General features: G+C 67.0%; 25 protein-coding genes and 1 tRNA gene. 15 read left to right on the top strand and 11 right to left on the bottom strand.

Annotated features, from left to right (window positions below):
- Nucleotides 1–68: 68 nt before the first annotated feature.
- Nucleotides 69–662 carry a CGNR zinc finger domain-containing protein gene (locus EV137_RS11275; RefSeq protein ID WP_134128325.1) on the top strand — a complete coding sequence of 198 codons (594 nt, stop codon included), beginning with the start codon at nt 69–71 and terminating at the stop codon, nt 660–662.
- 11 nt (nt 663–673) lie between these two features.
- Nucleotides 674–1,321 carry an NAD(P)-dependent oxidoreductase gene (locus EV137_RS11270; RefSeq protein ID WP_134128323.1) on the top strand — a complete coding sequence of 216 codons (648 nt, stop codon included), beginning with the start codon at nt 674–676 and terminating at the stop codon, nt 1,319–1,321.
- A gap of 64 nt (nt 1,322–1,385) precedes the next feature.
- On the opposite strand, the gene EV137_RS11265 is transcribed toward EV137_RS11270, so the two are convergent.
- The 4 genes from EV137_RS11265 to EV137_RS11250 form a co-directional block, all read right to left on the bottom strand.
- Entirely contained in the window at nt 1,386–2,141 is a 756-nt protein-coding gene (locus tag EV137_RS11265) for a phosphotransferase (protein ID WP_134128321.1), read from the bottom strand.
- 75 nt (nt 2,142–2,216) lie between these two features.
- Complete coding sequence (locus EV137_RS41980; protein WP_375372026.1) at nt 2,217–2,378, bottom strand: GH32 C-terminal domain-containing protein; 162 nt, start codon at nt 2,376–2,378, stop codon at nt 2,217–2,219.
- 558 nt (nt 2,379–2,936) lie between these two features.
- Complete coding sequence (locus EV137_RS11255) at nt 2,937–5,555, bottom strand: right-handed parallel beta-helix repeat-containing protein (RefSeq protein WP_134128320.1); 2,619 nt, start codon at nt 5,553–5,555, stop codon at nt 2,937–2,939.
- A gap of 126 nt (nt 5,556–5,681) precedes the next feature.
- Nucleotides 5,682–6,701, bottom strand: coding sequence for an aldo/keto reductase (locus EV137_RS11250; RefSeq protein ID WP_134128317.1), 1,020 nt, complete (start codon nt 6,699–6,701; stop codon nt 5,682–5,684).
- Between the two features lie 118 nt (nt 6,702–6,819).
- Between EV137_RS11250 and EV137_RS11245 the strand changes: the two genes are divergently transcribed.
- The 8 genes from EV137_RS11245 (at nt 6,820) to EV137_RS11210 (ending at nt 14,317) form a co-directional block, all read left to right on the top strand.
- Entirely contained in the window at nt 6,820–7,839 is a 1,020-nt protein-coding gene (locus EV137_RS11245) for a zinc-dependent alcohol dehydrogenase (RefSeq protein ID WP_134129540.1), read from the top strand.
- Complete coding sequence (locus EV137_RS11240; RefSeq protein WP_134128315.1) at nt 7,836–8,597, top strand: SDR family oxidoreductase; 762 nt, start codon at nt 7,836–7,838, stop codon at nt 8,595–8,597. Before EV137_RS11245 ends, EV137_RS11240 begins: the two co-directional genes overlap by 4 nt.
- 117 nt (nt 8,598–8,714) lie before the next feature.
- A complete protein-coding gene (locus EV137_RS11235) occupies nt 8,715–10,088 on the top strand; it encodes an ABC transporter substrate-binding protein (protein WP_134128313.1) in 1,374 nt (457 codons plus the stop codon).
- A 1-nt stretch (nt 10,089) separates the two neighbouring features.
- Entirely contained in the window at nt 10,090–11,031 is a 942-nt protein-coding gene (locus tag EV137_RS11230; RefSeq protein WP_134128311.1) for a carbohydrate ABC transporter permease, read from the top strand.
- A 2-nt stretch (nt 11,032–11,033) separates the two neighbouring features.
- Nucleotides 11,034–11,936, top strand: a complete 903-nt coding sequence (locus EV137_RS11225) for a carbohydrate ABC transporter permease (RefSeq protein ID WP_202870887.1) — start codon at nt 11,034–11,036, stop codon at nt 11,934–11,936.
- A gap of 31 nt (nt 11,937–11,967) precedes the next feature.
- Complete coding sequence (locus EV137_RS11220) at nt 11,968–13,149, top strand: mandelate racemase/muconate lactonizing enzyme family protein (protein ID WP_134128309.1); 1,182 nt, start codon at nt 11,968–11,970, stop codon at nt 13,147–13,149.
- Entirely contained in the window at nt 13,146–13,484 is a 339-nt protein-coding gene (locus tag EV137_RS11215) for an L-rhamnose mutarotase (RefSeq protein WP_134000790.1), read from the top strand. Before EV137_RS11220 ends, EV137_RS11215 begins: the two co-directional genes overlap by 4 nt.
- Nucleotides 13,481–14,317 carry an amidohydrolase family protein gene (locus tag EV137_RS11210; protein ID WP_202870886.1) on the top strand — a complete coding sequence of 279 codons (837 nt, stop codon included), beginning with the start codon at nt 13,481–13,483 and terminating at the stop codon, nt 14,315–14,317. The genes EV137_RS11215 and EV137_RS11210 overlap by 4 nt, the downstream gene beginning before the upstream one ends.
- Here the strand turns inward: EV137_RS11210 and EV137_RS11205 are convergent.
- On the bottom strand, nt 14,302–15,084 hold the full coding sequence (locus tag EV137_RS11205; RefSeq protein ID WP_134000786.1) for a FadR/GntR family transcriptional regulator: 783 nt from the start codon (nt 15,082–15,084) through the stop codon (nt 14,302–14,304). The two genes, EV137_RS11210 and EV137_RS11205, sit on opposite strands and share 16 nt — an antisense overlap.
- A gap of 262 nt (nt 15,085–15,346) precedes the next feature.
- Here EV137_RS11205 and EV137_RS11200 point away from each other — a divergent pair, with 262 nt between their 5' ends.
- Together EV137_RS11200 and EV137_RS11195 are read left to right on the top strand one after the other, a co-directional pair.
- Nucleotides 15,347–16,159: an AraC family transcriptional regulator gene (locus EV137_RS11200; protein WP_134128307.1), complete on the top strand. Its 813-nt coding sequence runs from the start codon at nt 15,347–15,349 to the stop codon at nt 16,157–16,159.
- A gap of 151 nt (nt 16,160–16,310) precedes the next feature.
- Nucleotides 16,311–16,751, top strand: coding sequence for a dimethylsulfonioproprionate lyase family protein (locus EV137_RS11195; protein ID WP_166679828.1), 441 nt, complete (start codon nt 16,311–16,313; stop codon nt 16,749–16,751).
- Between the two features lie 273 nt (nt 16,752–17,024).
- Here EV137_RS11195 and EV137_RS40490 read toward each other — a convergent pair whose 3' ends face one another.
- From EV137_RS40490 to tenA, 4 genes are all read right to left on the bottom strand, one after another.
- Nucleotides 17,025–17,612 (bottom strand): hypothetical protein, encoded by a 588-nt coding sequence (locus EV137_RS40490; protein ID WP_166679827.1) that lies wholly within the window; start codon nt 17,610–17,612, stop codon nt 17,025–17,027.
- Between the two features lie 276 nt (nt 17,613–17,888).
- Nucleotides 17,889–17,961 (bottom strand) — tRNA-Lys (locus tag EV137_RS11185).
- A 60-nt stretch (nt 17,962–18,021) separates the two neighbouring features.
- A complete protein-coding gene (locus tag EV137_RS11180; protein ID WP_134128305.1) occupies nt 18,022–19,569 on the bottom strand; it encodes a phytoene desaturase family protein in 1,548 nt (515 codons plus the stop codon).
- Nucleotides 19,566–20,228, bottom strand: a complete 663-nt coding sequence (tenA, locus tag EV137_RS11175; protein WP_134128303.1) for a thiaminase II — start codon at nt 20,226–20,228, stop codon at nt 19,566–19,568. Before tenA ends, EV137_RS11180 begins: the two co-directional genes overlap by 4 nt.
- A gap of 92 nt (nt 20,229–20,320) precedes the next feature.
- Between tenA and EV137_RS11170 the strand changes: the two genes are divergently transcribed.
- A complete protein-coding gene (locus tag EV137_RS11170) occupies nt 20,321–22,030 on the top strand; it encodes an aminotransferase class V-fold PLP-dependent enzyme (protein ID WP_134128301.1) in 1,710 nt (569 codons plus the stop codon).
- A gap of 21 nt (nt 22,031–22,051) precedes the next feature.
- Here EV137_RS11170 and EV137_RS11165 read toward each other — a convergent pair whose 3' ends face one another.
- A complete protein-coding gene (locus EV137_RS11165; RefSeq protein ID WP_238175225.1) occupies nt 22,052–23,161 on the bottom strand; it encodes an ankyrin repeat domain-containing protein in 1,110 nt (369 codons plus the stop codon).
- 119 nt (nt 23,162–23,280) lie between these two features.
- Nucleotides 23,281–24,234: an SMP-30/gluconolactonase/LRE family protein gene (locus EV137_RS11160; protein WP_134128298.1), complete on the bottom strand. Its 954-nt coding sequence runs from the start codon at nt 24,232–24,234 to the stop codon at nt 23,281–23,283.
- 145 nt (nt 24,235–24,379) lie between these two features.
- Between EV137_RS11160 and EV137_RS11155 the strand changes: the two genes are divergently transcribed.
- Both EV137_RS11155 and EV137_RS11150 read left to right on the top strand, forming a co-directional pair.
- A complete protein-coding gene (locus EV137_RS11155) occupies nt 24,380–25,567 on the top strand; it encodes a sensor histidine kinase (RefSeq protein ID WP_238175224.1) in 1,188 nt (395 codons plus the stop codon).
- Entirely contained in the window at nt 25,564–26,184 is a 621-nt protein-coding gene (locus EV137_RS11150) for a response regulator (protein ID WP_134128294.1), read from the top strand. The genes EV137_RS11155 and EV137_RS11150 overlap by 4 nt, the downstream gene beginning before the upstream one ends.
- The last annotated feature ends 6 nt before the right edge of the window (nt 26,185–26,190 follow it).

The following is a 26,190-nucleotide window of genomic DNA, read 5'->3' as shown; positions in this document are numbered from 1 at the left end:
CCCATGCCTTGATGGTGGCGAAATGGCTGTGCCTTGTTTGGGGTGACATAGGCGTATAGGCTTTGGTTATGTCATTGAATACGGCGCGGTTCGGGCTGGTGTTGGCGCCGGGTGGGTTGCGGCTGGCGCAGGAGTTGGTGAACACGGCGCTCGACGAGTTGCAGGGAACCGACGACCAGCTTGCTGATCCGGCCGCCGCGAACAACTGGTTACGGGATGCGCTGACTCGGTGGGCGGATGCAACCGGCAAACCGGTGCCGGACCTGTGGCTGAGCGAGGCCGACCTCCCGCCGCTCAGACGTCTGCGTGAACAACTGCGGCAGGCGACTCGAGCACAGGCAGAGCATGTCCACCCGCCGGCTACCGCGCCTGCGGAGTTGGTGCCGGTCGACATCCGGCTGCAGCTCGAACCGGACGGGCATGTCGGCTACCGACCCGTGGAGCGCGGCTGGGAGGGTGTGGCCGCGCTGGTGTCCATGGAGTTGTTGCTTGCCCACAGCAACGGAACGCTGCCGCGGTTGAAGTCCTGCGCGGGAACGCGCTGCGGCGTCAGCTTCTACGACGAGTCACGCAACCAGGCACGCGTCTGGCACGACTCCAAGGTGTGCGGCAACGCCCCGAACCTCCGGGCGTCCCGCACCCGGCGCAAAAACCAACAATGAGGAGTACCCCTATGTCCACAGTCGTCGTCTTCGGCGCGACCGGTTACGCCGGCGGCCAGATCACCGAGGAACTGCTGAACCGCGGTCACAGCGTGATCGGCGTAGCCCGCGACGTCAGCAAACTACCCGAACATCCACGACTCACGGCCACTGCAGGATCGGCGTACGACGAGGCGTTCGTCCGGGACGTCAGCAAGGGCGCCGACGTCATCGTGCTCGCGATTCCCTCGATCCCGCCAGGAGCCCCGGAGCTGAAGGACGTCGTACCGACCATGCTCCAGGCCGCAGCCGAAACCGGCGCGCGCCTCGGCGTGGTCGGTGGAACCGGCAGCCTCGCTGCCTCGCCGGGCGGTCCGCTGGTGCTGGACCTGCCCGAGTGGCCGGCCGAGTACCTCGGTGAAGCACAAGCTCACGCTCGGGCCCTCGACGTACTGCGTAGCACCACGGTGGACGCCGACTGGTTCTACCTGAGCCCGCCGATGCTGTACGGATCGTTCAACCCGGGGACCCGCACCGGCAAGTTCCGAATCGGCGACGACATCCTGCTGCGCGACGAGAACGGCGTCTCCCAGATCTCCGGCCCGGACTACGCGATCGCCTTCGCCGACGAACTCGAGACCCCCAAACACCACCGCACCCGCTTCACGGTCGCTTACTGAACCAGCAGACGCCGCAGGCCTTCCGTCGCGACGGAAGGCCTGCGGATCACGCAGGGAACGAGGATCAGCGGAGGTCGACTAGTTGGTTGAGAGCGACTGTCAGGTCGTGGTCTCGGCCGGCCGCCAGCATTCGTTGGTAGGTGGGGTCGCTGGAGGCGGCTTGTGTCATCAGGGTCAGCTGCAGGGTCAGGCGTTCGGCGATGAGGTCGAGGATGTCGCGGGTGGTGCCTTGCCAGTGGTATTCGCGGAGAAACAGGGAGAGTCGGGCCAGGCGTGCGTCGAAGTCGGTGAAGCCTTCGGCGGCCACGACGTGTGGAGCATGCAGTGGCGTCCAGGAAAAGGCGACCCAGGCGACGTCCAGCTCGACGCGTACCGGCCCGGCCATGTCCCAGTCGACGAATCCGACCAGGCCGTCGCTGTTCCATACCGCGTTGTACGGCGCTGCGTCGTTGTGCGCGACGATCATGCCTGGCCGCCACGCTTCTCCTTCGCGCCAGCGCGCATCTTGCGGCGGAACGAAGTCGGCAACGGCCGCGTGATAGCGCCGCAGCCATCGTGCAACGTCGGTCAAAGCCGAGGAGCTGTGTGTCCACGACGGCCAGGGCCGCGTGTTCCCGACCGTCTGCCCGGGCAGATAGCTGACCATCTCCCGTCCGTCGGCGTCGACACCCAACGGCCGTGGTGCGCCCGAGAACCCAGCAGCCTCGAGATGACCCAGGAGCGCATGGACCGAGGACGTCCAGGCTCCCGCGGTACGCCGTACGACGCCATCGACCAATGAGGCCCCACCGTCGAAACCACCCTCCAGCCGCTCGTCCATACCGACATCCTGCCAGCCGAACCGCTCCAAGCGCCTCCCACAGTGCGCGGCGACGATGGCGTCGGCATCCGCGGTTCAGACTTTGAGCTCGCGGATTGTGAGGGCGCGGAAGGTTGCCTCGCCGTCGTTGACGAACAGCCGGATGTGGTCGTCGCCTGGAAATGGGAAGACGCGATGCGAGTGCACGTGGCGACCTTCGTCGATGAAGTACTCGACGCTCGAGCGGTCGACAAGCACGCGGATCGCCAGTCGACCGGTCGAGGGGTCGATCTGCGTCTGTGACTCGCCACCTGTCGGGTTGCCGGTGGGGCGTCGGTGACGTAGGCGTACGGCCCGTTGAGGCAGGTGCCGACGGCCACGTGCCGGCCGCCTTGCGGTCCGCGGCGCAGTTCGAATCCGATGTTGGACGTGCCGACGCGGGGTTCCAGACCAGTTCGCAAGAGAGTTCGTACGCCGTCGCACGCAGGTCCAGGTCGCGCACGCCGGATAGCTGTACGTCGCCGATCTGATGCGTGCGGGTGACGTAGTTCCGTAGCGCTGCCGTCGGGGCCGAGGCGAGCGCGTACCCCGCGCCCGTCCGCAGCAGCCGGACGTCGCGCGTGATCATGTCTGTGCGGTGACGCACCAGCCGCAGTGGATGGCGATCATGGCCGGCCCGCGTTGCAGCGTCGGCCGCAACCTCGACGACCAGCCGTGGCTGGACCTGAACCAGTAGACGCCGCAGGCCTTCCGTCGTTGCGACGGAAGGCCTGCGGTCATCGGTGGATGAGGTGATCAGTCAATGCGCCCCGGTGTCTAGCCGGTGAATGTGACGGAGTCGAACTGGTTGATGGCCGATTGGTTCACGTCGTGCGAGGTGGAGAAGATGCCGGCGTCCTGTTGTGCTGCGGCCGAGGTCAGGGTCACCGGGGCCCCGACCGGAGCGTAGTTCTTACCGTCGTAGGAGTAGGAGGCGCTGAACGACGTACCGGATCGGGTGAGCTTCACCCACACGGGACGGTAGCTGTCGACGCTCGCGCGCGCCTCGCTGTCCAGGTAGCCGTCGCCGTTGGCGTCCCACTCGAACACGACACCGTTGCGGGCGGTGGCCGCGACGACCGCATAGCCGGCGGAGGCGCCCGCCTTCGTCATGTCGTTGCGGACCATGACTCCGGACTTGGCCCAGGCGTTGGCGTCGTTGACCGAGACGACCCTGGCAGAAACGCTCGCCTGTGATGCGAACGCGCCGGCCTTGTAGATCGAGCCGAACTGGTCGTCGTGCTGACCGCCCCCGCCCCAGACATCGGCACCGGCGGCCGCGATCCCGAAGACTCCGCCACTCTGACCGAAGTACGAGCTGACAGCTGAGGCCTTGGCCGTGGCGAACCCGGAGGCGACAGGCGCATCGACCGAGCAGCCAGTGAAGCCGAACTGGTTCGCGTTGAGCGAGGTCCGGTACTGCGGTTCGACACCTGCTGCGCAGATCACCTCCCGCGCGCCCGCCGGCCAGTTGGCCCCACTGATCTTCACGTTGTTGATCAGCTTGTTGTTGTGCGCGGCGGCGTTGGGCGTGGAGGCCCCTCCGGAGTTGTACCAGTTGTTCTGGATCACGTTGTCGCTGGTGTTGTTCCGGAGGCTGTAGGCGTTGGTGAAGACGAACGAGCCGCCCTGGACCACGTTGTTCTCGTAGGTCATCGAGCGCGAGCCCTCGTCGAGGTACAGGCCGACCCCCGAGATGTTGAACAGGTAGTTCTTGCTGACCACCGTGCCGGGGCTCGCCGACAGGTTGTAGACCGATCCGCCGTCGGCGAAGCGTGCCTTCGTGTTGTGCACGAGGTTGCCCTCGACGCGGTTGTCCTTGAGCGTGGTCGGTGTCGAGTACAGCGTGTTCCACTTGTAGTAGCCGCGGTCGACGTAGTCGTTCGACCCTCCGGCGTCGTTGATCCCCCAGCCGTAGCCGGTGTCGATGCCGTCGTACGGCACGTTGGAGACCTCGTTGTGGAGGATCCTCGCGTCGGTGACGTAGGTGCTGAGGATGCCGCTGTTGTCCTTGTAGTCCACGGCAACCCGGTTGATCGTGTTGTTCTCGACGAGGATGTCCTGGTTGGTCATCCGCGGGTCGCTGGGGTGGTGCGCGTCGGGCAGTACGCCGCCGACGGCGACGCCGTGGCCGCTGTTCTCCGTGAACCGGTTGCCGACCACGTCGATGTCGCTCGCGCCGAGCCCGACTCCGGTGGTGGTGGCGTTCGCGTCGTTCCCGATCCCGAGTGCCGACTGTCCGAGGTTGGTGAACGTGTTTCCGGTGAACGAGATGCGGCCCGCGGCCGACACCTGGACCGCGGCCGGTTCCTGGTACCACGTGGTGCGCGCCCGCTCGAACATCTCACAGCCGCGCGAGCAACTGGCGAAGGCGTCGGCGGGGCGGTAGTCGTAGGAACCCTTGATGAACAGCCCGTTCTGCTGGTCGGCGTACCCGTCTGTCGAGGGGCCGAGCCACGACGTACCGGAGAACTGGATGCCCTCGAAGGTGAGTCCGGTGACCGGCTGGTCGTAGGTCCCGCCAATGCTGAGCAGTGACTGCAGCCGGGGGAGTTCGACATCGAGCTGGTTCGGGTCCACGCCGTCGGCCGGCTTGTAGTAGAGCTTTCCGCCGGTCGGATCGATGTACCATTGGCCGACCTGGGTCAGGAAGCTCAGCGAGTTGTCGAGGTACCAGCTCGGCCCGGCCAGGAACGAGTTCTGGACCGTGTCCCAGCCCCAGGTGTTGTTGTCCCAGGCCGGCTGCGCCATCGTGATCTCGGTCGTGCTGATGCTCTTGACCGGAGAGTACCGGTTGGTGAAGTCGCCCAGTGACTCGAACTCGATCCTGCTCTGGTCGGGAAGCGTTGCCAGATAGCTCAGGGCAGGGTTCTTGATGGTGAGACCCGTCGCCGTCGGAGTGACGTCGGAGTTGGCGAGGCGGATGGACGCACGTGGCGCGATCACGCCGTTCACGTACAGCTGACGAGTGTCGAGGCCGCTCGGGGTGTCCGCCACCCAGATCCCGCGCCCCACGTCGGACTGGGACCAGCCGGTGACCTTCGACGCGCCCGTGATGACGGGGTGGGCGCCGGGTGCGGCAGTCCAGCGGATGGTGTGGTCGCCGCCGCCGTCCTCGGGCCCGAACCTGAGCGGCGCGTCGAGACGGTAGTTGCCATCGGCAAGTTGTACGGTCACGTCCCCGTACTTGGCGGCCGGCCGGACCACGTGCTGCGCTCGCTCCAGAGTGCACGGCATCGCCTGGCTGCAGTGTCCGGAGTCCTTGCCGTCGGGCGCTGCGTAGTAGACGGTCGCGGGCGCGGCCTGCGCACTCGACGGGCTGAGCACCGAGGCGATGACGGCGCCGGCGCCGAGCAACGCGAGAACGGCCGATCTGCGCCCCCCGGGCGTGGCCATCGAGCGTCGTGATTCAGACGTCAATGTCATGTTCGATCGCTTCCTGTTGAGGGGGCGTCGATACCCCGGAACAGAGTTAGCATACGTATGATGTTTGCGACAAGAGCTCGTACGGCGTGAGTATGCCTAGCTCCGCCGAGCGGGGTCCGGGGCGAGACCGCTTGCGTGCAGCTCCTCCCAGAGCGACTCCGGGATGTCCTCCCGGTACCGGCTCACGGTGCTCCGCACGTGCTGCTCGGTCCGCATCCCGGTCACCACCGACACGACTGCGGGATGACGCAGCGGGTACTGGACGGCGGCCGCGGGAAGGCTCACGCCGTGCCGTTCGCAGACCTCGGCCACGCGGACAGCCAGGTCGACGACGCTGCTCGGCGCCTGCGAGTAGTCGTAGTGCGCGGAGGTGTCGACCGTCGCCTTACTGAGCAGCCCGGAGTTGTAGATCGCCGCGGCGACAACGCCGACGCCTCGCTCATGGGCCATGGGCAGGAGATCCTCGAGAGCTGACTGGTCGAGGAGTGTGAACCGCCCGGCGACCATGACGACATCGACGTCGGTCCGCCTGACGAACTCGGTCAGCATCGCCGCTTGGTTCATGCCGGCGCCGATCGCGCCGACCACGCCTTGGTCCCGAAGCTCCACCAGGGCCGAGATTCCACTGGTGGAGGCCGCCTCCCAATGGTCGTCCGGATCGTGCAGATAGGCGAGATCCAGTCGGTCGGTACCGAGTCGTACGAGCGACTGCTCCACAGAACGGAGGATCCCGTCACGGCTGAAGTCCCAGACCCGTCTCTTCGTCGCCGGTACGACGAACCCGTCGTCGTCGAGTCGATCGGCCGTCTCCGGGCTCTCGACCAGCAGGCGCCCCACCTTCGAGGAGACGAGGACGTCGACGGCGATGTCGTGCAGGGCCTGGCCGAGCCGGTGTTCGGACAGACCCAAGCCGTAGTGGGGTGCCGTGTCGAAGTAGCGGATCCCCTCGTCGAGCGCTGCCTCGACGGCGCGCGCCGATTGCTCGTCGGTGGTTTCCGTGAACAGGTTGCCGAACTGGGAAGCGCCCAGTCCCAGCTCGGTGAGTTGGTGGCCGGTGCGAAGACGTCGCGTCGGCAACGGCTGAGTGGCCGCGCCGGAAAGGTGGTCGTTGTCCATGGCTGTGGACGGTATCGCATTTCAACATACGTATTACGTTTGTATCGGTCCTGGGTTAGGCTGCGCAGGCCCGCCGGCCCTTCCGGCCGCGGTGCCGATCGAGAAGGAAGTGAGAGCGATGTTGGCGGTGAACTATGTGGGTGACCGGACGATGGCGGTCGAGGAGCGCGCACCGGCCGATCTGCGCCGCGGCGAGGTCCGGATCGCGGTGGCCTATGTCGGCATCTGTGGCACCGATCTCCACGTGTTCCACGGTGACATGGACGGCCGCGTCAGCAAGCCGGCGACCATCGGGCACGAGATGTCGGGCACGATCGTCGACCTCGGCCCTGGTGTCGAGGGCTGGTCGATCGGTGACCCGGTGACCGTGATGCCGCTTGTCTGGGACGGCACGTGTCCCGCCTGCCGGGCAGGTAACGAGCACATCTGCCAGCACCTGAACTTCATCGGCATAGACAGTCCCGGGGCTCTCCAGCAGTACTGGAACGTCCCGGCATCGACCCTCGTGCGACTGCCCTCCGGGGTCTCGCTGCGAGACGCCGCGCTCGTGGAGCCGGTAGCCGTCGCGGTCCACGACGTACGTCGGTCCGAGATCGAGGCGGGCGACAAGGCTGTCGTCATCGGTGCGGGCCCGATCGGTGTCCTGATCGCGACCGTCGCCGTCGCGTTCGGTGCTGAGGTCGTGATCGCGGAGATCGACCCCGCCCGCAGGGCCACTGCTGCCGAGCTAGGACTCGCAACGCTGGATCCTTCGTCCGTGGATCAGGCCGCCTGGGTGGAGGAGTGGACAGGTGGCGCCGGAGCGAATGTCGTGTTCGAGGTCTCCGGCTCCGCGGCCGCCGTTCAGGGCGCCACCGATCTGGTGAAGGTCCGCGGGACCCTCGTCGTGGTGGCCATCCATGCGCAACCGCGCCCGCTGGACCTTCATCGCGTGTTCTGGAGAGAGCTGCGGATCCTCGGCGCGCGGGTCTACGAGCGACGCGACTTCGAGCGCGCCGCCGAACTCGTTGCCGAAGGCACGATACCGGCGGACAAACTCGTCACCGCCGTCGTGCCGCTGACGGAGGTCCAATCGGCCTTCGGCGTCCTCGAAGCAGGGCAGGCGATGAAGCTGCTCGTGGAGCTGAACGCCTCATGAATCCATTCGATCTGACCGGCCGCCTCGCTGTGGTGACCGGCGCGAAGCGCGGGATCGGGTTCGCTGTTGCCGAGGCGCTGGCTGCTGCCGGTGCCGACATCGTCGGTGTGTCGGCCACTCTCGACCCTGCGTCGTCAGCGATCGGAGATCGCGTGCGTCAGCTCGGCCGCGACTTTTCGGGACATCGCGTGGACTTCGCCGATCGCACAGCGGTGATCGCGTTTGCCGAAGCGCTCGCCGCGGCGGATCGTCAGGTAGACATCCTGGTCAACAACGCCGGAACCATCCGCCGCGCTCCTGCGGCCGAGCATCCCCTCGACTGGTTCGACGAGGTGCTCGAGGTCGATCTCACGAGCACGTTCGTGCTCAGCCAGATTCTGGGTCGGCGGATGCTGCAGGCCGAGTACGGCCGCATCGTCTTCACAGCCTCACTGCTGTCGTTCCAGGGCGGCATCAATGTCCCGGGCTACGCGGCCGCCAAGTCCGGTACGGCGGGGCTGATCCGCGCCCTGTCCAACGAGTGGGCGGGGCGCGGCGTGACGGTGAACGGCATCGCTCCCGGCTACATCGCGACCGACAACACGCAGGCGCTGCGGGACGACCCTGATCGCTCCCGGGCCATCCTCGAGCGGATCCCGGCGGGGCGATGGGGTACGGCGGAGGACATCGCCGGCGCTGCTGTCTTCTTGGCGTCGGACGCCGCTCGCTACGTCTCCGGGACGATCCTCCCGGTCGACGGCGGTTGGCTCGGCCGGTGACGTGACCACTGTTCTCAGCGTCACGGGTCTACTGGCAAACATCATACGTATGCCCTATAGTCTCGAATCACGACCCACTCCGATTCGTCAACGGAGTCGACAAGACAAGGACAACTCATGGCCGGAATCCACACTGGGGTTCGTTCGCGCCGCAGGTCGGCGCTGACAGTCGCCGGACTCTGCGTCGGGACGGCGCTCCTCGCCCTCGCCGGTTGCAGTACCAAAGGCACCTCGGCGAACGGGTCGTTCGGCTTTCCCGAAGTGACGCAGGACGCGTCCGCGACGATCACCGTCTGGGTGGACGCCGACCGTCAGGCCGCCGCGAAGGCGTTCCAGAAGGCCAATCCGGACACGAAGATCGAGGTTGTCGCGTACGACGGGTCGGCGAACGGATCGAACTCGTTCCGCACGAAGATGCAGCTCTTCGACCGGGCCGGCAGCGGCTGGCCCGACGTCGTGTTCTCGACCCAGAACAACGACGCGGCTTGGGCCAGTCAGAAGAGCGGCGGCAAGCAGGCGTTCGCGGCCGTGCTGGACAAAGGTCTGGTCCCTGGTGACACGCTCGCGAAGTTCACCGGAGGGTCGCTCAACCCTTGCACTGTGGACGGCCAGGTGTATTGCCTCCGCAACGACCTCGCTCAGGCTGTGCTCTGGTACAACAAGAAGCTGATGGACCAGTTCGGCTACGCCGTGCCGACCACCTGGGAGGAGTACCAGGCCCTCGGGGAGAAAGTGGCGAACGAGCATCCCGGATACATCATCGGCACAGCTGGTGACGCATGGACGCCGGAAGTGTTCCTGTGGGCCAGCAAGTGCCAGGCCAACGGCATCACCGGTCCCAAGTCGGTGAAGGTGAACACCGACACCACCGAGTGCAAGCGAGCGGCGTCGATGCTCGACACGCTCCGCGGGAACGGAACCGTCCCCGTCGTCAGCGTCTTCACCCCGGAGTTCGTGAAGAAGTACTCCGGCAAGGTGCTGATGATGCCCGGGCCGGCCTGGTATGCCGGGGCGATCTTCAACAACCCGCAGTCCCTGAACGTGCCCGCCGGCCAGCTCGGTATCGCCGCGCCGCTGCCGTGGAAGGGCGACGACAAACCTGTCACGGGCAACGTGGGTGGCGGGACATGGTTCGTCTCCAGCCATTCCAAGAACCTCGCGGCCGCCGAGAAGTTCGTCCAGTTCGTCACCACCGCCGACGACTACCAGGTGAGTGTCGCGCCCGGCTACCCCGCTTATGCGCCGGCGGCTGAGAAGTGGGTCGCGAAGCAGGAGTCCAGCAAGTACTTCGCAACCTCGCTTCAGCCGGTGGTGACCGCTGCCTCGCAGGTATGGGACGGCTGGGGTTACGGCATCTTCAGCCAGGAAGCGATCTGGGCGAAGACGATGACCACCGCGATCACCGGCGGCAAGTCGATCGTCGAACTGCTGCCGACGTGGCAGCAGGCGATCGAGAACCAAGCCAAGGTCAACGGATACTCGGTGAACTGAAATGACCATCGCTCCACCGAGCGACGAGCTGGCCGCCGGCGCCTTCGAGCGTCGGCGGCCGGGCCGGCCGACCGGCCGGGGACCCGGTCGCACGCCGATCGGCTACGTCTTCGTCTCGCTCTACGCCCTGCTCGCGCTGGCATTCGGGGTTGTTCCTTCGCTGTACGCGGTCCTGCTGGCGTTCACGAACGCCGACGGCGGGTTCGCCGGCGTCGGCAACTTCACGAAGGTCGTCAGTGACTTCAGGTTCTGGCCGGCTGTGCTGCATGTGACCCTCTACCTGGTCATCTGGCTCGTCGCGCTGGTCGTCTTCGTCGTGGGTCTGGCGTTGCTCGTCCACGCCGTACGTCTCCGGTGGGCGAGCACGGCCCTGCGCTTCGTCTACTACCTCCCCGGCGCTCTCGCCGGCGCGTCCAGCGTCCTGCTCTGGCTGTTCGTCCTCGATCCGACGGCCAGCCCGGTCAGCGGCCTGCTGCGGGCGTTCGGGTTCGACAGTTTCGTGGCGGTCATCCAGCCCGGGAACCTGCCGGCGATCTTCGCGATCATCGCGTTCTGGACCGGAGCCGGCGGATGGATCGTGATCATGTACGGCGCGCTCAACAACATCAGCACGGAAGTGCTCGAAGCGGCCCAGGTCGACGGCGCCGGCGCCGTACAGATCGCACTCCGGATCCAGCTGCCGCTGCTCCGCAAGTGGATCGCCTACATGGGGGTCATGTCCCTCGCCGCCGGCACGCAACTGTTCGTCGAACCGCAACTGCTCAGTCAGGCCAGCAACGCGGTGGTCCCCAACGACTATTCGCTGAATCAGCTCGCCTATCAGTACGCGTTCCAGCAGAACGACTTCAACGGCGCGGCCGCCATCTCGCTGATCCTGCTGGTCGTCGCGCTGCTGCTGTCCTGGGTGTTCGTGACCCGCGGCGGCCTCTTCGAGAAGGAATGACCATGAGTGCAGTTTCCGCCGAACCTCGCCGCGTGAGCCTCCGAGGATGGAGCGGGCGAGCCGTTGCGGGCTTCGTCCTGACCCTGTTCGTGTTCTTCTTCGCCGTCCCGATCGTCTGGCTGCTGTTCGCGGTCACCAAGTCCGCCAAGGCGCTGACTGTCTCCAATCCGTTCGCGCTCGGGTCATGGAGCGACTTCGTCTCCAACTGGCATCAGCTGTTCGGCTTCCAAGACGGCGCGGTCACGACCTGGATCGGGAACTCCGCGTTCTACGCACTGGGGGCTCTGGCGCTCACGCTGCTCGTGAGTGTCCCCGCCGGATACGCACTCGCGCTCACCGAGTTCAAGCTGCGCAAGGCGCTGCTCGTGCTGACCCTGGTCGTCATGCTGATCCCCAGTACTGCGTTGGTGCTGCCGATCTTCCTGGAGTTGAACAGCGTCGGCCTGATCGGAAGTCCGCTGTCGGTGATCTTGCCGATGTCGTTCTTCCCCTTCGGCGTGTACCTCACCTACATCTACTTCTCGACGAGCATCCCGCGTGACCTGCTTGCGGCAGCCCGCATCGACGGCTGCACCGAGTTCCAGGTCTTCACGCGGATCGCCCTTCCGCTGGGCGCGCCGATCGTCGCTCTGGTCGCCTTCTTCAGCTTCGTGCAGAACTGGAACAACTTCTTCCTGCCGTTCGTGATGCTGCCCTCCAGCGACGGGTACCCCATCCAGGTCGGCCTCACCTCGCTGCTCGCCGCGACGCCCGCGTTCAACCCCAGCTCGGCCGGATCGGACTCCGTCCAGTTGCCTACCCTGGCGCTGGCGACAATCGTTTCGATCCTGCCCGTGCTGATCGTCTTCCTCTTCTCCCAGCGATTCCTCGTCGAGGGAATGACGGCGGGCGGAACCAAGGAATGACGACCGCCCCGGTTCTCAAGGAGGATTGACCATGAAGATCACTGGATATCGCAGCTTGAGTACGGTTCACGACTGGGGGAGGGTCACCGGCGACGTCAACGGCGTACAGAGTGGCGACACCACGCCGGTCCCCGTCCTCATCATCGAGACGGACGCCGGCATCGAGGGCGTCGGGCTCGGTCTCCACGCCGACATCGCGCGGGTCTTCCCCGCGGTCGAGGGCGAGGACCCGCGGTCGGTGGTGGCTCTGTACGACCGGATGCTCGACTGGGTGTTCAAAGCCGGTCATTCCGGCCCTGTGTTCGGCACGATCGGGGCCGTCGACATGGCGCTGTGGGACCTCAAGGCCAAGATGGCGGACGAGCCGCTCTGGCGGACTCTGGGGGCGCGCGAACGCTTCGTCCCGGGATACGCGTCGGGCCTCGAGTACGGCCTGACCGATGAGGAAGTCGCGCAACTGTACGGCCGGTTCGCGGACCGCGGGTTCAAGGCGGGCAAGGTCAAGGGCGGCCGCGACCTGGACCGTGACCTGCCCCGGCTGGAGATCGTTCGGGCGGCGCTCAGCCGCAATTCCCGTCGGCCGGCGCTCATGTTCGACGCCAACGAGTCGTGGAACCAGGCGCAGGCCGCCCGGTACGTTGCCGCCATCGAGGAACATCTGGACCTCACCTGGGTGGAGGAGCCGTTACGCCGGTGGGACGCGGCAGGATTGGCGGCGTTGCGCGGCAAGATCCGTGCGGCGATCGCGAGCGGTGAGAACCTGACCGGGCTCGAGCAGTATCGCCCACTGCTCGACGCCAAGGCCCTCGACGTCGTCCAGGTGGGCAACGTGTGGGGGATCACCCACTTCCTCCGGGTGGCGACGCTGGCGCACGGACATGACCTGCCGGTGAGTCCCGTGGCGTACAACGCGAATCCGATCGCGCACGCGGCCGCCGCCGTACCGAACCTGCTGACCTACGAGGTCCAGGATCTTCATTTCCCCGTCGGTCTGGACGTTGACCAGGAGTTCGACGACGGAGGGATCATCCTGGGCGACCGCCCGGGCATCGGCATCCTGGTGGACGAGTCCCAGCTGTCATCGGGAAACTCCGAGGCATCAGTTCCGGCAGCGACAGGACCGCACATCCGGCCTGAGCGCGCTGCTCTGCGGCTGGTGGCCGAGCCGGACGTCATCGACGTTCCCGCCGCACCGCTGAGGCCGGTCTCGTGACGCGCGCACCGGAGCGCCGGGCGTTCGTCGTCGGCGTACGACCCGAGAAGCGTGAGGAGTACCTGTCGTTGCACCGCGCCGTCTGGCCGGGTGTCGAGCAGAAGCTCGTCGAGTGCAACGTCCGCAACTACAGCATCTTCGTCTTCGGCGACATCTTGTTCGCGTACTACGAGTACGTCGGGGAAGACCACGAGGCGGACATGCAACGGATCGCGGACGACCCGGTCTCGCAGGAGTGGTGGACGCACACCGATCCGTGCCAGGTGCGGATCGCCGAAGAGCGGAACCCGGGGGCGTTGTGGCAGCCCGTCGACGAGGTGTGGCACCTCGGATGACCGCCGGCATCGACGCGCATGTGCATCTGTGGGACCGAGCGTTGGACCCGCAGGACTGGATCGATCCGGAGACAATGGCGCCGATCGCCCGTGACTTCGGCTCGTCCGACCTGCAGGTCATGCTCGCCTCGACGGGTCTCGGGCGTGCGGTGGTCGTCCAGTCGAGCAACAGCTTGGCGGAGAGCGTTCGGCTCGCTCGACTGGACCCGTCCGTCGTCGCCGGCCTGGTCGGCTGGGTCGATCTCTCCGCGCCCGTCGGTCCACAGCTCGACCAGATCCGTCGGCACGCAACCGTGACCCTGGTGGGAGTGCGGCACCTGGCACACATCGACCCGGATCCCGAGTGGATGTTGCGGGAGGATGTTGCCCTCGGCTTCACCGCGCTGGATCGCGAGGGCCTTTCTTTCGACCTGGTCGTTCGCGACTGGCAACTGCCGCAGGCGGCAGTCCTGAGTGGTCGGTACGAAGGAATGCGCTTCGTGCTCGACCATCTCGGCGGACCACCCGCGCCGGGAGCGGATACGCGGGTATGGGCAGCTGGACTGCGGGAGCTGGCTCGTCGTCCGAACGTCGTCGCGAAGCTGTCGGGCCTTGTTTCCGGCCTTGCCCCGGGATCTTGGCGGGCTGAGGATCTCGCCGATCGCGTGCTGATCGCCCTCGATGCCTTCGGTCCGGAACGCCTTCTCTACGGCTCCGACTGGCCGCTGGCCGAACTCGGCGGGGGAGCGGTGGCATGGAAGGCCGCGGTCGACCGCCTGTTGAGCGGGCTGTCCAGCGCAGAACGTGCGCAGGTGTTCGGCGGCAACGCCACCGACATCTACTGCCGCTTCTGACTGCGCTTGCGGCCACGTGGCCGGGGAGGCTGGTCGGACAGCCGACGGCGCTCCCACGACCCGTGGATGTGATCGTGCATCGCCTTCTCGGCGGCGGCCGCGTCGTTACGGGCGATGGCCTTGACGATCGCCTCGTGCTCCTTGAGGGTGAGGGTCACGGCGTCCGGCGGATTGATGCCCTGGTACCGGCTGGACTCGACGGCTCGTTTGTAGATGTGCTTGGCGATGTTCTCCGCCAGCCGGTTGCCGGAGATCTCCATGACCGCATAGTGGAAGACCACATCGGCCTGCCGGAACGAGTCCGTCTCGGACTCGCTCTCCCGCATCGCCGTCAACGCATTCTCCAGCCGCCGCAGCTCGTCGGCGGTGTGTGAGTTGGCCACGGCACCTGCCATCGCCGCTTCGAGACTCGCGCGCACGATCGTCAACTCGTCGAGGACGCCCACGCTCTCGTCGTTGTCGATCAGGGCCGAGAGCACCACTGGGTCGAGCATGTTCCAGTACCCCGGCGCCCGTACCTGAGTGCCACGACCCTGCGAGACGGTCACCAGGCCTTTTTCCTCGAGCCTCTTCACCGACTCACGCAACACCGTCCGGCTCACGCCGAAGTGCTCACTCAGCGGTCCTTCCGGAGGCAGCAGGTCGCCCTCCTTCAGCCGGCCGGTCACGATCAGGGCGACGAGCTCGGCGACAACGGACACCCCGAGCCGACCCACGGGAAGACGTCGCGGGATGAGCGGCACCGCGGGAACGGAGTTCTTCGCCATACGTATGATCTTAGGCGACCCGCTGGACCCTTCCTCAGCCGATCGCCGCCGGTCAGAAGATTTAGCATGCGTACTATTTTTGGGCGGCCCCGGACGCTGAGGCGGTTGCCTGCTCGGGGGGCGAGGCGAAGGCGGTGCGAGGCCGCGTGCGTGACGCGGTGAGGTGTGCGGGTACGGCTCGCAGACGCCGCGTTCGTACCAGCGCTCGGTTGACGGAGAGTATCGTCAGTTGGGACATCCGACCGAGTTAGCAGGTGGGGTTGTGAATGTGTATGACGTTGTAGAGGCTCTGCCTGCGCCGCCCCTGCGCGAATACGTGCGTTGCTACCACTACGCGCGGGTCGACCTCGGAGACGCGGTTATTCGGAAGCCGCTCACAGCCCGCCCGGAACAGATGATGCAGTTCAATCTCGCGCAACCGTTCGCTGTCGTGGATCGCCGTTCTGGAGCAGAAGCAAGCGCGCCGGATGTCGTCATTGTTGGTCGCCAGACGCGCCGAAATCTCGATCTGCGGGCAACAGGCCGACTCATCACGCTGACGGTCCACTTCCAGCCGACTGGGTTCTATCGGCTGTTCCACGTCCCGCTTCGTCACGTTACCGATCTGACCCCTGACGCGACCGATGTCGTGGGAGTCGATGTGAGAGAAGTACACGAGCGCGTTGTCGAGACGCCCGATGACCTGTGGTCGATGGTCGCCATCCTCGAGCGGTTCCTTCTCACGAAGGTCTCGGATAGCCGACCCCTTCATCCGGTGCAGTCGGCCGCGCGTTCAATGCTGCATGGCTCGGCTCCGGTCGGCCTTGGGACGATGGCAGCGCAGAGCCAGCTCAGTGTCCGGCAGTTCGAGCGTGTCTTCCTCGAACAGGTTGGTGTCGCCCCACAGATGTTCGGACGTATCGCGCGGTTCGCCCGCGCCCTACAGTCCAAGAGCGACGAACCTGACCGCACGTGGTCGGAGGTTGTGGCGGATGCCGGCTACTACGACCAGATGCACTTCGTCCGCGATTGCCGCGCGTTTGGGGGCGACACCCCGACGGCGCTGATGCGGACCTGGATCGACTGCCGCCCCTGAGCATCGCCGCCTGCATGTCGCGTCCGTACTATCCGTGGCGCTGTCAGGCATCTACGGTTGATCATCGGGGGATGATGACGAACGGGGAGGCCCAATCATGGGATCGAGAGGTCGCGTCGTGCCGCCGAGCGAAGGGAGCCGGCAGACGTTCATGCCCGGGGAACTCTTCACTTGGAAGATCTCCGGGGCCGAAACCGGCGGGGTCATCGACTTCGGCGAACTGTTGCTGGCGCCGGACGTCGGGGCTCCGGAGCATATCCACCACGAACACGACGAGGCGTACTACATTCTCGACGGCACGTATCGGTTCAAGATCGCCGACGACGTCAGCGAGGCGGCGGCGGGGGCCTTCGTGTTCATCCCACGCGGTACGCCGCACGCATGGGCAAACATCGGCGGCCAGCCCGGTCGAGTCACGGTCATGTTCACGCCCGGCGGGATGACGGGCTACTTCAAAGAACTCGAGCCGTTGCTCCCAGAACTGATGGCGGCCATGCCAGACCTCTCGAAGGTTGATCCCGACGTTCTTGCGAAGGCCGAGAACATCATGCGTCGGTATGGCTACGAACTCGTCGGACCTCCGTTGACCTGAATGTCCGCGTACCTCGGACCTTTGCGACCAAGTCGTAGTCACGCGATTCATCGATGCCTGCAGTATGGCCATGTTGCCGCTGGCAGCAAGCAGGTTGCCCGGGGCAACCTGGCGAAGGCCGCGGCGATCACATTCATCTGAACCCACCATTCACCGCCGGCCGCGCGGAGCCGGCGAGCCGGGCCGCGGCCGGCAGGGTGTCGCCGGGGTCGGGCACGTTCAGGTTTCCGCGGCCGGGGGCCAGGTCGATGACCTGGCCGTCGAGGGCCTCGATCAGGTCGCGGTGGTCGGGGTTTCAGGTCGCCGAGGAGGAGCGGCTGGACGCCGTACCCGGCCAGGCCGAGCGCCATCCGACGTACCACCGTAGACTTCCCGAGCCCAGGCTTGCCAAGCACGAAGGCCGACGGGTTGGAGATCAGCCCGACCGCGCGAACCAGCTGATCGGGTCGCAGCACACCGTGGCGTCGGAGTTGAGGGCGCGACCGAGACCCCACGACTCACCGTTTCCTGCAGGCTGCCGATCAACCGGCCCGCCGACTGGCTTCCCAATTCACCCCGCCCGGGAACGGGCGACCACCGGAGCGCGGAGCGCGTGCCGTCCTTGACCCATTCGGTGAACTTCTTCTCGAACAGGTCGATGAGGTCGTTCATCTTGTGCATCGCGGTCAGTTCGCCGGCGTGGCGGCCTGTCTTCGCGCGGTCCTGGAGCTTCTTCAGGAGAGCGCGCTCAGCGGCGGTCTTGGTCTTGCCGTAGGCGGAGACCGGCCGGACGTGGCCGTCGTAGTCGCGGAATCTGGCCTGCGACTTGTGCTTGACGGCGCGGCCCTTGTCGTCGGTCCACGACCCAGGTCGAGATCGCACCCCAGGTTCCGATGGGCAGTGGTGCTCTCGGCATGTCGGGCCTCCAACCGGTACGACGGCTGGCTGCTCAACGCTTGTCGGCACGAAGAATCCGAGAAGTCGGCAACGATGCGAAGCGATGTGATGTGACGCACAGTCACGATCAGATGAAGCCGCAGGGAAGAGGTGGGCGAGTGCCGCCGGGTCAGCTCGGTGCTGGCATCTGGGAAAGTGGTGCGTAGGTGGTGCGCGACGGGCACAAAGAAACCCAGGGCACCTTGGTGACCTGGGCTTTTGTGCGCCGCCAGGGACTCGAACCCCGAACCCGCTGATTAAGAGTCAGCTGCTCTGCCAATTGAGCTAGCGGCGCTTGGTGTTGCTTTCGAACGAAGAGGATCGTAGCAGGGGGATCGGGGAGATGCGAAATCGGTTAGCGGGTGAGGATGGTCATGGCGGCGTTGTGGCCGCCGAGGCCGGAGACGGCGCCGCCGCGGCGGGCGCCGGAGCCGCAGATCAGGAGGTTGGCGACGTCGGTTTCGGTGCCCCAGCGGCCGGTGTCGGAGGGGTCGGTCGCCCAGGGCCACTGGAGGTCGCCGTGGAAGATGTGGCCGCCGGGCATGCCGACGGATTCCTCGATGTCGTACGGCGTCTTGGCCTCGATGCACAGGTTGCCGTCGGCGTCGCGGGCGATGCAGTCCTCGAGCGGCTCGGCGAGGTAGGAGTCCAGGCCGGCCAGTACGCGCCGCGCGGACTCGGCCCGGGCCGAATCGTTGTCAGAGGCAAATAAACGGGCAGGGAAGTGCACGCCGAAGACGGTCAGGGTGTGGTGGCCGGAGGCAACCAGGTCGGGGGAGAGGATCGACGGGTCGGTCAGCGAGTGGCAGTACACCTCGGACGGCGGTACGGCGGGCAGTTCGCCGGACGTGGCGGATCGGTACGCCGTCTCGAGCTGGCTGTAGTCCTCGTCGATGTGGAACGTGCCGGCGAACGCCCGCGCAGGGTCGTCGCCGGACTTCAACGCCGGCAGGCGACGCAGCAGCAGGTTGATCTTCAGCTGCGACCCTTCCGGCTTCTCGACACCGGTCTGGCCACGCAGCGCAGCCAGCGTCGACGGTGCGACGTTGGACAGCACCCAGGAGCATTCGACGGATCGCTCACCGTCGCCACCGAGCCACGTGACCGAGCCACGGGTCCCGTCTGCTTCGACCGCGGTGACTGCTGCGTTGGTGACCAGTGCGGCACCAGCACGCCGAGCGGCAGCGGCCAGTGCGTCAGTGACCGCCCCCATACCGCCGACGGGCACCCGCCACTCGCCGGTGCCGTTGCCGATCAGGTGGTAGAGGAAGCACCTGTTCTGGATCAGTGACTCGTCGTGCAGCCCGGCGAACGTTCCGATGACGCCGTCCGTCGCGACGACCCCACGGACGGTGTCGTCGGTGAAGCGTCGCTCGATGGTCTCTCCGAGCGGCCGCTCGATCAGCTCGTCCCACAGTGCGCCGTCCACACGGGAGCGAAGCGCAGCTGCCGGCTGGAGCGGCTCTAGCAGAGTGGGAGCGACAGCGGCGGCCAGCGAAGCGACAGAGCCGTAGAAGTCCGTCCAGGCCTCGTACTCCGCGTCGCTCCCGGTGAGTGCGCGGAACGAGTCCCTGGTGCCGGCGCCTTCCGGCCGCTCGACCATTAGGCCGACGTCGCGTCCAGAGCGGCGTACCGGGGTGTACGACGCGACTGCGCGGGACCGGAGCTCCAGGTTGAGACCCAGGTCTGCGGCGATCTTGTCGGGCAGCAAACTGACCAGGTACGAGTAGCGCGACAGCCGCGCGTCCACGCCCGGGAACACTCGCTCGCTGACCGCTGCACCGCCGGTATGCGACTGCTGCTCCAGGATCAGCGTGGACAGCCCGGACTGGGCCAGGTACGCGGCGGCGACGAGACCGTTGTGCCCGCCGCCGACCATGACGACGTCGTAGAAGTCCTTCATCCCACCGGCCAATCCAGCTTGTGGTACGCGGCGTCCCAGAACATCCATTCGTAGCGGCACGTCATAGCGAAGTGCTGGTGACAACGTTCCCGCTCCGCGGCTCCCACGTCCAGCCCGTCCGTGACAGCGAGCACGGACTCGACTACAGCGTCGAACTCCTCGGAGCCGTACGTCTCGATCCACTTGCGGTACGCCGGGTCCGGTGACGACCTCTTGAGCAGCTCCCGCCCCACGTCCCGGTAGATCCAGTAGCAAGGCAGTACGGCTGCCACGGCCTCGGCGTACGTACCTGTGGCGCACACAGCGGTCAGATAGGACATGTACGCCGTGGTGGTCGGACCGGATCCAGCCGCGTCCACGTCTTCCGTAGTCAGCCCTAGTGACGCCAGCAATGAGGTGTGGAGTTCCTGCTCTACCGCGATGGCGTTGGCGGCGTGCAACGCGAACATGCTGACCGCGTCCTCGTCGAGGGCGCGGCCGGCGATCAGGCTGAGCGCCCGCGAGTACGCGCGGAGGTAGTGGCTGTCCTGGACGATGAAGTACCGGAACGCGTCGTGGTCGAGGGTGCCGTCGGTGAGCCCCGTGATGAACGGGTGCCGGACGATCTCGTCGTACACGGAGGCCGCCCCGCGCTCCCACAGCTCGCTGGAAAACGTCATCCCCACTCCTCGCCGTCGACTGGCACCGACCCTATCCAGAGGGCACCCGGTCAGGACGAGACGCAGATCACTTCCTGGCCATACTCTGAGACATGAACATCCAGGAGATGCCGCCGGAGTCGCCGTTGCTGCGGCGGATCCGGGCGTCGGTGATCGGTGACGACCAGGTGATGCCGGGTCCGTACGGTCCGCGCCGCGTCACGTACGCCGACTACACCGCGTCCGGGCGGGCCTTGACCTTCCTGGAGGACTTCATCCGCGAGGAGGTTCTCCCGCGGTACGCGAACACTCACACCGAGTCGAGCGGGACCGGTCTGCAGACGACCCGGCTGCGTGAGGACGCCCGGCGCATCATCCACAACAGCGTCGGCGGCGACGACGAGACCGCGCTGATCTTCTGCGGCTCCGGCGCGACCGGGGCGATCGACAAGCTGATCGGGATCATGGGCCTGCGGATCCCGGCCGAGCTCGACGACAGGTATCACCTGACCGACCAGATCCCGTCCGAGCAGCGACCGGTCGTCTTCATCGGCCCGTACGAGCACCACTCGAACGAGCTGCCCTGGCGCGAGTCGATCGCCGATGTCGTGGTGATCTCCCAGGACGCGGACGGTCATATCGACATCGACCAACTCGAGGCGAGACTGCAGGAGTACGTCGACCGCCCGCTGAAGATCGGCTCGTTCTCGGCGGCGAGCAACGTCACGGGCATCGTCAGCAACACGCAGCGGGTCTCCGCTCTCCTGCATCGGTACGGCGCGCTGTCGTTCTGGGACTGCGCCGCGGCCGCGCCGTACGTCGAGATCGAGATGTACGGCGGACGCGACCAGGACCCGTTGTCGTACAAGGACGCGATCTTCCTCAGCCCGCACAAGTTGATCGGCGGCCCGGGGACGCCCGGCGTACTCGTTGCGCGCCGCGAACTGCTTCGCAACCGGGTGCCCGACGTACCGGGTGGGGGCACCGTCGCGTATGTGAACCCGCTCGAGCACCGGTACCTGGACGATCCGGTGCACCGCGAGGAGGGCGGGACGCCGGCGATCATCGGGTCGATCCGGGCCGGGCTGGCGTTCCAGCTGAAGCAGGCCGTCGGAATCGACGTGATCCGCGCGCACGAGGACGCCTACCTGCGGCGCGCGGTCGAGGCGTGGACGGCGGAGCCGAACCTGCAGATCCTCGGCAACCTGGACGCCGAGCGGCTGTCGATCGTGTCGTTCGTGGTGAAGGCGCCCTCGGGCCGGTACCTGCACCACAACTTCGTGGTCGCGTTGCTCAACGACCTGTTCGGTATCCAGTCCCGCGGCGGCTGCTCGTGTGCGGGCCCGTACGGTCACACCCTGCTCGGGATCGACCTGGACCGGTCGCACGAGTTCGAGGAGGAGATCCTGCACGGCTGCGAGGGGATCAAGCCCGGCTGGGTGCGCGTCAACTTCAACTACTTCATCTCGGACGCCGTCTTCACGTACGTCGTCGAGGCCGTGAAGCTCGTCGCCCGCGAGGGCTGGCGACTGCTCGGCGACTACCGCTTCGACCCGGCCAACGGCCTGTGGCGGCACCACCGCGGCCCGGTGGAGCCGCCGATGCGGCTGTCGCAGGTCGGGTACGACGCCGACGGCAAGCTCAGGTATCCGCGCCACGACCACACGGCTCCCGAGTCCGCCCTTGACGATTACCTCGCCGAGGCCCGTGACCTGTTGTCCACCTGTCAGCAGAACCTCACCGATCCCGAGGGCCGGGTCAACACCGATTTCGACCACCTCCGCTGGTTCGAACTCCCGTCCCGCTGCCTCACCCACGACTGAAGGCGTCGCACTGCGCGACTTCTAACGGGCCCCGGCGGCGCGGAGGGTCTTTGCGATCTCGTCGTAGCCGCGGGACTCGGCGTGCCGGAGTGGGCTGATGCCCTCGGCGTCGGCCAGGTTGGGGTCGGCGCGGGCGTCGATGAGGATCTTGACGATGTCCTGCCACTGCTGCGTGCCCTTGCCGAGGATGATCGCCTCGAGCAGAGCCGTCCAGCCGAGGTTGTTCACGTGGTTGACGTTGATCTTCGTCTTGACGACCCGCCGGACGTAGTCGACGTGGCCGCGTTCGCTGGCCGGGATGACCGAGATGCCACCGAAGCGGTTCCGCAGCGTGAGGTCCGGGTTTGCGGGCAGCAGCGTCTCCAGCATGGCGACGCTCCCGGTGACGCCAGTGACCAGCCAGGCAGAGTCCTGCCGGTCGTCCTGTGCGTCGGGGTCGGCACCGAGCGCGACGAGCAGCCTGGCGACCTCGACCCGGTCGTTGAGCGAGGCGAGCAACAGCGCCGTACGGCGGTGGTCGTCGCGCGACTCGATCGGCGCACCGGCAGCGAGGGCCGCGGCGACCTTGTTGGCGTCGCCTGATACCGCAGCGGCCAGCAGCGCTTCGGCCGCGGCGCGGATGTCTCGGAGGTCGCCCGCAGTGTCGAGTACGGCGCTGACCGCAGTCTGGCCGCGGTCCTTTGCGGCCTGCATCGGGGTGGCACCGTCGCGGACAGCCGGCTTGGTGCGGTCCGCCCCGCCGGCGATCAGGAGCCGCACGGTGTCGACGTAGGCCGGCGTGCCCTTGCCGAGGATGACTGCCTCGTGCAGGGCGGTCCAGCCGAGGTTGTTGACGTGATTGACCGTCACGCCGGCCTTGATCAGTCGGCCGACCACGGCGGCGTGACCACGCTCGGCCGCCCGGATCAGCGCCGTACCGTCGTAGCTGTCGAGACTGCGGACGTCGGCACCGTGAGCGAGGGTCAGATCGAGGAGCTCGAGGTAGCCCTCGCTGGCGGCGATCAGGAACGCACTCTGGACGGTGTCGTCGACCGCGTTGACGTCCGCACCCGCGGTGATCAGGCGCTTGGCCTCGGCCACGTCGTTCTTCCAGGCGGCGGCGATCAGCTGACTGTCGAGGGTGGACGGCACAGCGGCGCTCCTAGAGGGCGAGCTAGTAGGTGAGGCAGCAGGCGTGCTGCGGGTCTCAGTGGAACATGCGGTGGTCACCGCCATCAGCAGGACGGCGGCCACGGCGATCTGACCCCGCTTCATCGGCGCGGATTCAGGGTGATGACCTGGTACGGCGGGACCGCGGTCGCCTCGTCGAACTTGCTGTCGACCACCAGCAGCCGTCCCTGGGCGAGCTTCGCGGTCGTCAGCACCCGGTCCGGGTCGGTCGGCGTCGCGGACACGAGCCGTGCGGTCCAGCCGTCGGCTGACAGCCGCAGCGTGCTCAGCACCTTGGAGAAGTTGCGCACGACCCAGAGGCTGTCGCCCTGCTGGACGAGGCCGTCGGCGTTCACGAGGTCCGCGCGGCCGGTGTCGATCGTGGTGGCCTTCGCGGTCCGCAGGTCGAACCGCCACAGCTTGCCGACGTTGCCCTGGGCCACGACCAGCGCCCTGCGGTCCGGCGAGAGCACGATCCCGCCGAGGTTGAAGCCGGTCGTCGTTCCGATCGTCCCGGTCGCGTCGGCCCAGGTCGTGACGGTCCACCGGCCGTGCTGCTCGGCGACCCGGAAGATCTGCGGAGCGTTCGAGTTCGTGAAGTACGCCGCGCCGTCCGGGCCGATCACGAGGTCGTTCAGGAACGCGTTCGGTACGCCGGTCCGCAGCGCGGCGAGCAGCTGCCCGTCGCGGTCGTACACCCACAGGTCCGGCGCGCCCGGGTGGTCGATCCCGTTCGGCCCGCCGGCGACGTACACCCGGCCCTGGGAGTCGACGTTCACACCGCGGGCGGTCCAGCGGCCGTCGGTGCCGTCGCCCTTCAGCCACTCGACGGCGTCGCCGGAGCGGAGCAGGCCGCGGTGGATCTCACCGCCGGTGGTCTCGGACACGTAGTAGTTCTTGGTACGCGCGTCGTACCCGATGCCCTCGAACTTCGACCCCCCGGCGTCACCGGGCAGCTCGTAAGTCGTCGGCCGAGCGGCGAAGGCCGTCGAGGCGCCGGCGCCGAGCAGAGTGGCGGAGAGCGCGAGGGTGGCGGACAGCGAACGGACAGACATCTGGGGCCCCTAAAACGGTCGGTGGATTTCGAGCTGCCTCCAGCCTCCGTCCGCCGGGCTCTCGGTACGACGGGTGTTCGGCCACCAATCCATAGCCGAACGGATGATTCGGAACCGGGTCTACGCGGCCTACGATCAACTGAACATGTCTACTGCACATACCCCGTCGATCCTGAGTCACGCGACCCGGCTGGTGACCGCACTGCACGCGGCCCTGGTGGTTCTCGTGCTGGCGTCGGTGGTCCGGTACCTCACCGGTCACGGGTTCGACGACCGCGGACCGTGGGTGCTGGTCGGGGCAGTGGTCCTGCTGGCGACGTACGCCGCCTACAGGGTGCTGCCGAGCCGGGTCTGGCTGGCGTTGCTGGTCGTGGAGTGGTGTGTGCTGGTGTTACTGGCGCCGTCGTTCGCTTGGTGCGCGGTGCCACTGTCTTTTGTTGCCCTGCGCATCCTGTCGTTCCGGCCGGCCTGTGTGGTCGTTGCGGGCATGGTGGTGGTCACCGTGGTGCAGTGGACCCGGATGACCGACCGCCTGGACCCGACGATCGTGCTGGGCCCGGTCTGCGTCGCAGTGCTTGCCGTGGGCGCCTATCGAGCGCTGGAGCGGGACGCACTGGCCAGACAGGCGCTGCTGGACGAGCTGCACGCAGCACAGGGCGATCTGGCCGACGCACAGCACCAGGCCGGTGTCATGGCCGAGCGGGCGCGGCTGTCGCGCGAGATCCACGACAGCGTGGCGCAGGGCCTGTCGAGCATCAACCTGCTGCTGCAGGCCGCAGAACGCGAGTGGGACGACAGGCCGGCCGCTGCACGCGAGCACGCAGCTCAGGCTGCTGCTACGGCACGCGACGGACTCGACGAGGCCAGGAGGGTGGTCCGCGACCTGGCACCGGCAGAGCTCGCGGGTGGTCTACCGGAAGCGCTCCGCAAGACATGTGAGCGTTTGGTGGCCCACACAGACATCAAGGTCAACGTGCAGGTGCACGGAACGCCGGTCACGCTCGACTCGGAGGTGGAGACAGCACTGCTCCGCACGGCCCGCGGCGCCCTCGCCAATGTCCTCGAACACGCGCACGCGAAAGCGGCCGTGGTGACACTCACCTACCACCCGGACGCGGTGGTTCTCGACGTTGTGGATAACGGCCGGGGACTTCCGCGATCTCATGTCAAGATCGATTCCGACCGCGGCCACGGACTGGCCGGAATCCGGGAACGGCTGAGACAACTGGGAGGAACGCTGGTGCTGGAGAGTGAACCGGGAGACGGTACGGCGCTGGCCGCATCGATCCCGCTGCCAACGATGGCGCCGCCAACGACACCGGAGCGCCCGTGATCCGGGTTGCTCTGGTCGACGATCATCCCGTGGTGCGCGCGGGAGTTCGGGCGCTGCTCGAAGGGCAGGACGACCTGACCGTCGTCGGCGAGGCATCCGACGCGCACAGTGCCCAGCAGCTCGTCGCGGCCCTGCACCCGGACGTCGTTCTGATGGATCTCAACCTCGGGCCCGGCGCCGGCGGGGCCGAGGTCACCGCGCGTCTGCGCGCTTTGGCCGAGCCGCCGTACGTGCTGGTGCTGACGACGTACGACACCGAGGCCGACATCATGAGCGCGATCGACGCGGGGGCCTCCGGCTACCTGCTGAAGGACGCGCCGCCGGAGGATCTCTTCCGCGCGATCCGCGGCACCGCCCGCGGCGAGACAGTACTCGCCCCGGCCGTCGCCGCACGGCTGGTACGACGATCCGGCCCGACGCTGACCGAGCGCGAGGTCGAGATCCTCGGCCTGCTCGCCACCGGCAGGTCGAACCGCGACCTGGCCAAGAAGCTCTATGTCAGTGAGGCGACGATCAAGTCCCACCTGGCGCACATCTACTCGAAGCTGGAGGTGGACACCAGAGCGGCGGCCGTGGCACGCGCGATCGAACAGCGCATCATCCGGCCGGTCAGCTGAGTAAGG

This window comes from Kribbella pratensis (assembly GCF_004366075.1).
In the GTDB taxonomy this organism is placed as follows: domain Bacteria; phylum Actinomycetota; class Actinomycetes; order Propionibacteriales; family Kribbellaceae; genus Kribbella; species Kribbella pratensis.
This window is presented reverse-complemented; position numbering and strand designations above follow the sequence as displayed.

Coding starts and splice junctions, on each gene's coding strand:
- EV137_RS11275 (WP_134128325.1), top strand. CDS start 69: ATGTCATTGAATACGGCGCGGTTCGGGCTGGTGTTGGCGCCGGGTGGG.
- EV137_RS11270 (WP_134128323.1), top strand. CDS start 674: ATGTCCACAGTCGTCGTCTTCGGCGCGACCGGTTACGCCGGCGGCCAG.
- EV137_RS11265 (WP_134128321.1), bottom strand. CDS start 2,141: ATGGACGAGCGGCTGGAGGGTGGTTTCGACGGTGGGGCCTCATTGGTC.
- EV137_RS11255 (WP_134128320.1), bottom strand. CDS start 5,555: ATGGCCACGCCCGGGGGGCGCAGATCGGCCGTTCTCGCGTTGCTCGGC.
- EV137_RS11250 (WP_134128317.1), bottom strand. CDS start 6,701: ATGGACAACGACCACCTTTCCGGCGCGGCCACTCAGCCGTTGCCGACG.
- EV137_RS11245 (WP_134129540.1), top strand. CDS start 6,820: ATGTTGGCGGTGAACTATGTGGGTGACCGGACGATGGCGGTCGAGGAG.
- EV137_RS11240 (WP_134128315.1), top strand. CDS start 7,836: ATGAATCCATTCGATCTGACCGGCCGCCTCGCTGTGGTGACCGGCGCG.
- EV137_RS11235 (WP_134128313.1), top strand. CDS start 8,715: ATGGCCGGAATCCACACTGGGGTTCGTTCGCGCCGCAGGTCGGCGCTG.
- EV137_RS11230 (WP_134128311.1), top strand. CDS start 10,090: ATGACCATCGCTCCACCGAGCGACGAGCTGGCCGCCGGCGCCTTCGAG.
- EV137_RS11225 (WP_202870887.1), top strand. CDS start 11,034: ATGAGTGCAGTTTCCGCCGAACCTCGCCGCGTGAGCCTCCGAGGATGG.
- EV137_RS11220 (WP_134128309.1), top strand. CDS start 11,968: ATGAAGATCACTGGATATCGCAGCTTGAGTACGGTTCACGACTGGGGG.
- EV137_RS11210 (WP_202870886.1), top strand. CDS start 13,481: ATGACCGCCGGCATCGACGCGCATGTGCATCTGTGGGACCGAGCGTTG.
- EV137_RS11205 (WP_134000786.1), bottom strand. CDS start 15,084: ATGGCGAAGAACTCCGTTCCCGCGGTGCCGCTCATCCCGCGACGTCTT.
- EV137_RS11195 (WP_166679828.1), top strand. CDS start 16,311: ATGCCCGGGGAACTCTTCACTTGGAAGATCTCCGGGGCCGAAACCGGC.
- EV137_RS11180 (WP_134128305.1), bottom strand. CDS start 19,569: ATGAAGGACTTCTACGACGTCGTCATGGTCGGCGGCGGGCACAACGGT.
- tenA (WP_134128303.1), bottom strand. CDS start 20,228: ATGACGTTTTCCAGCGAGCTGTGGGAGCGCGGGGCGGCCTCCGTGTAC.
- EV137_RS11170 (WP_134128301.1), top strand. CDS start 20,321: ATGAACATCCAGGAGATGCCGCCGGAGTCGCCGTTGCTGCGGCGGATC.
- EV137_RS11160 (WP_134128298.1), bottom strand. CDS start 24,234: ATGTCTGTCCGTTCGCTGTCCGCCACCCTCGCGCTCTCCGCCACTCTG.
- EV137_RS11155 (WP_238175224.1), top strand. CDS start 24,380: ATGTCTACTGCACATACCCCGTCGATCCTGAGTCACGCGACCCGGCTG.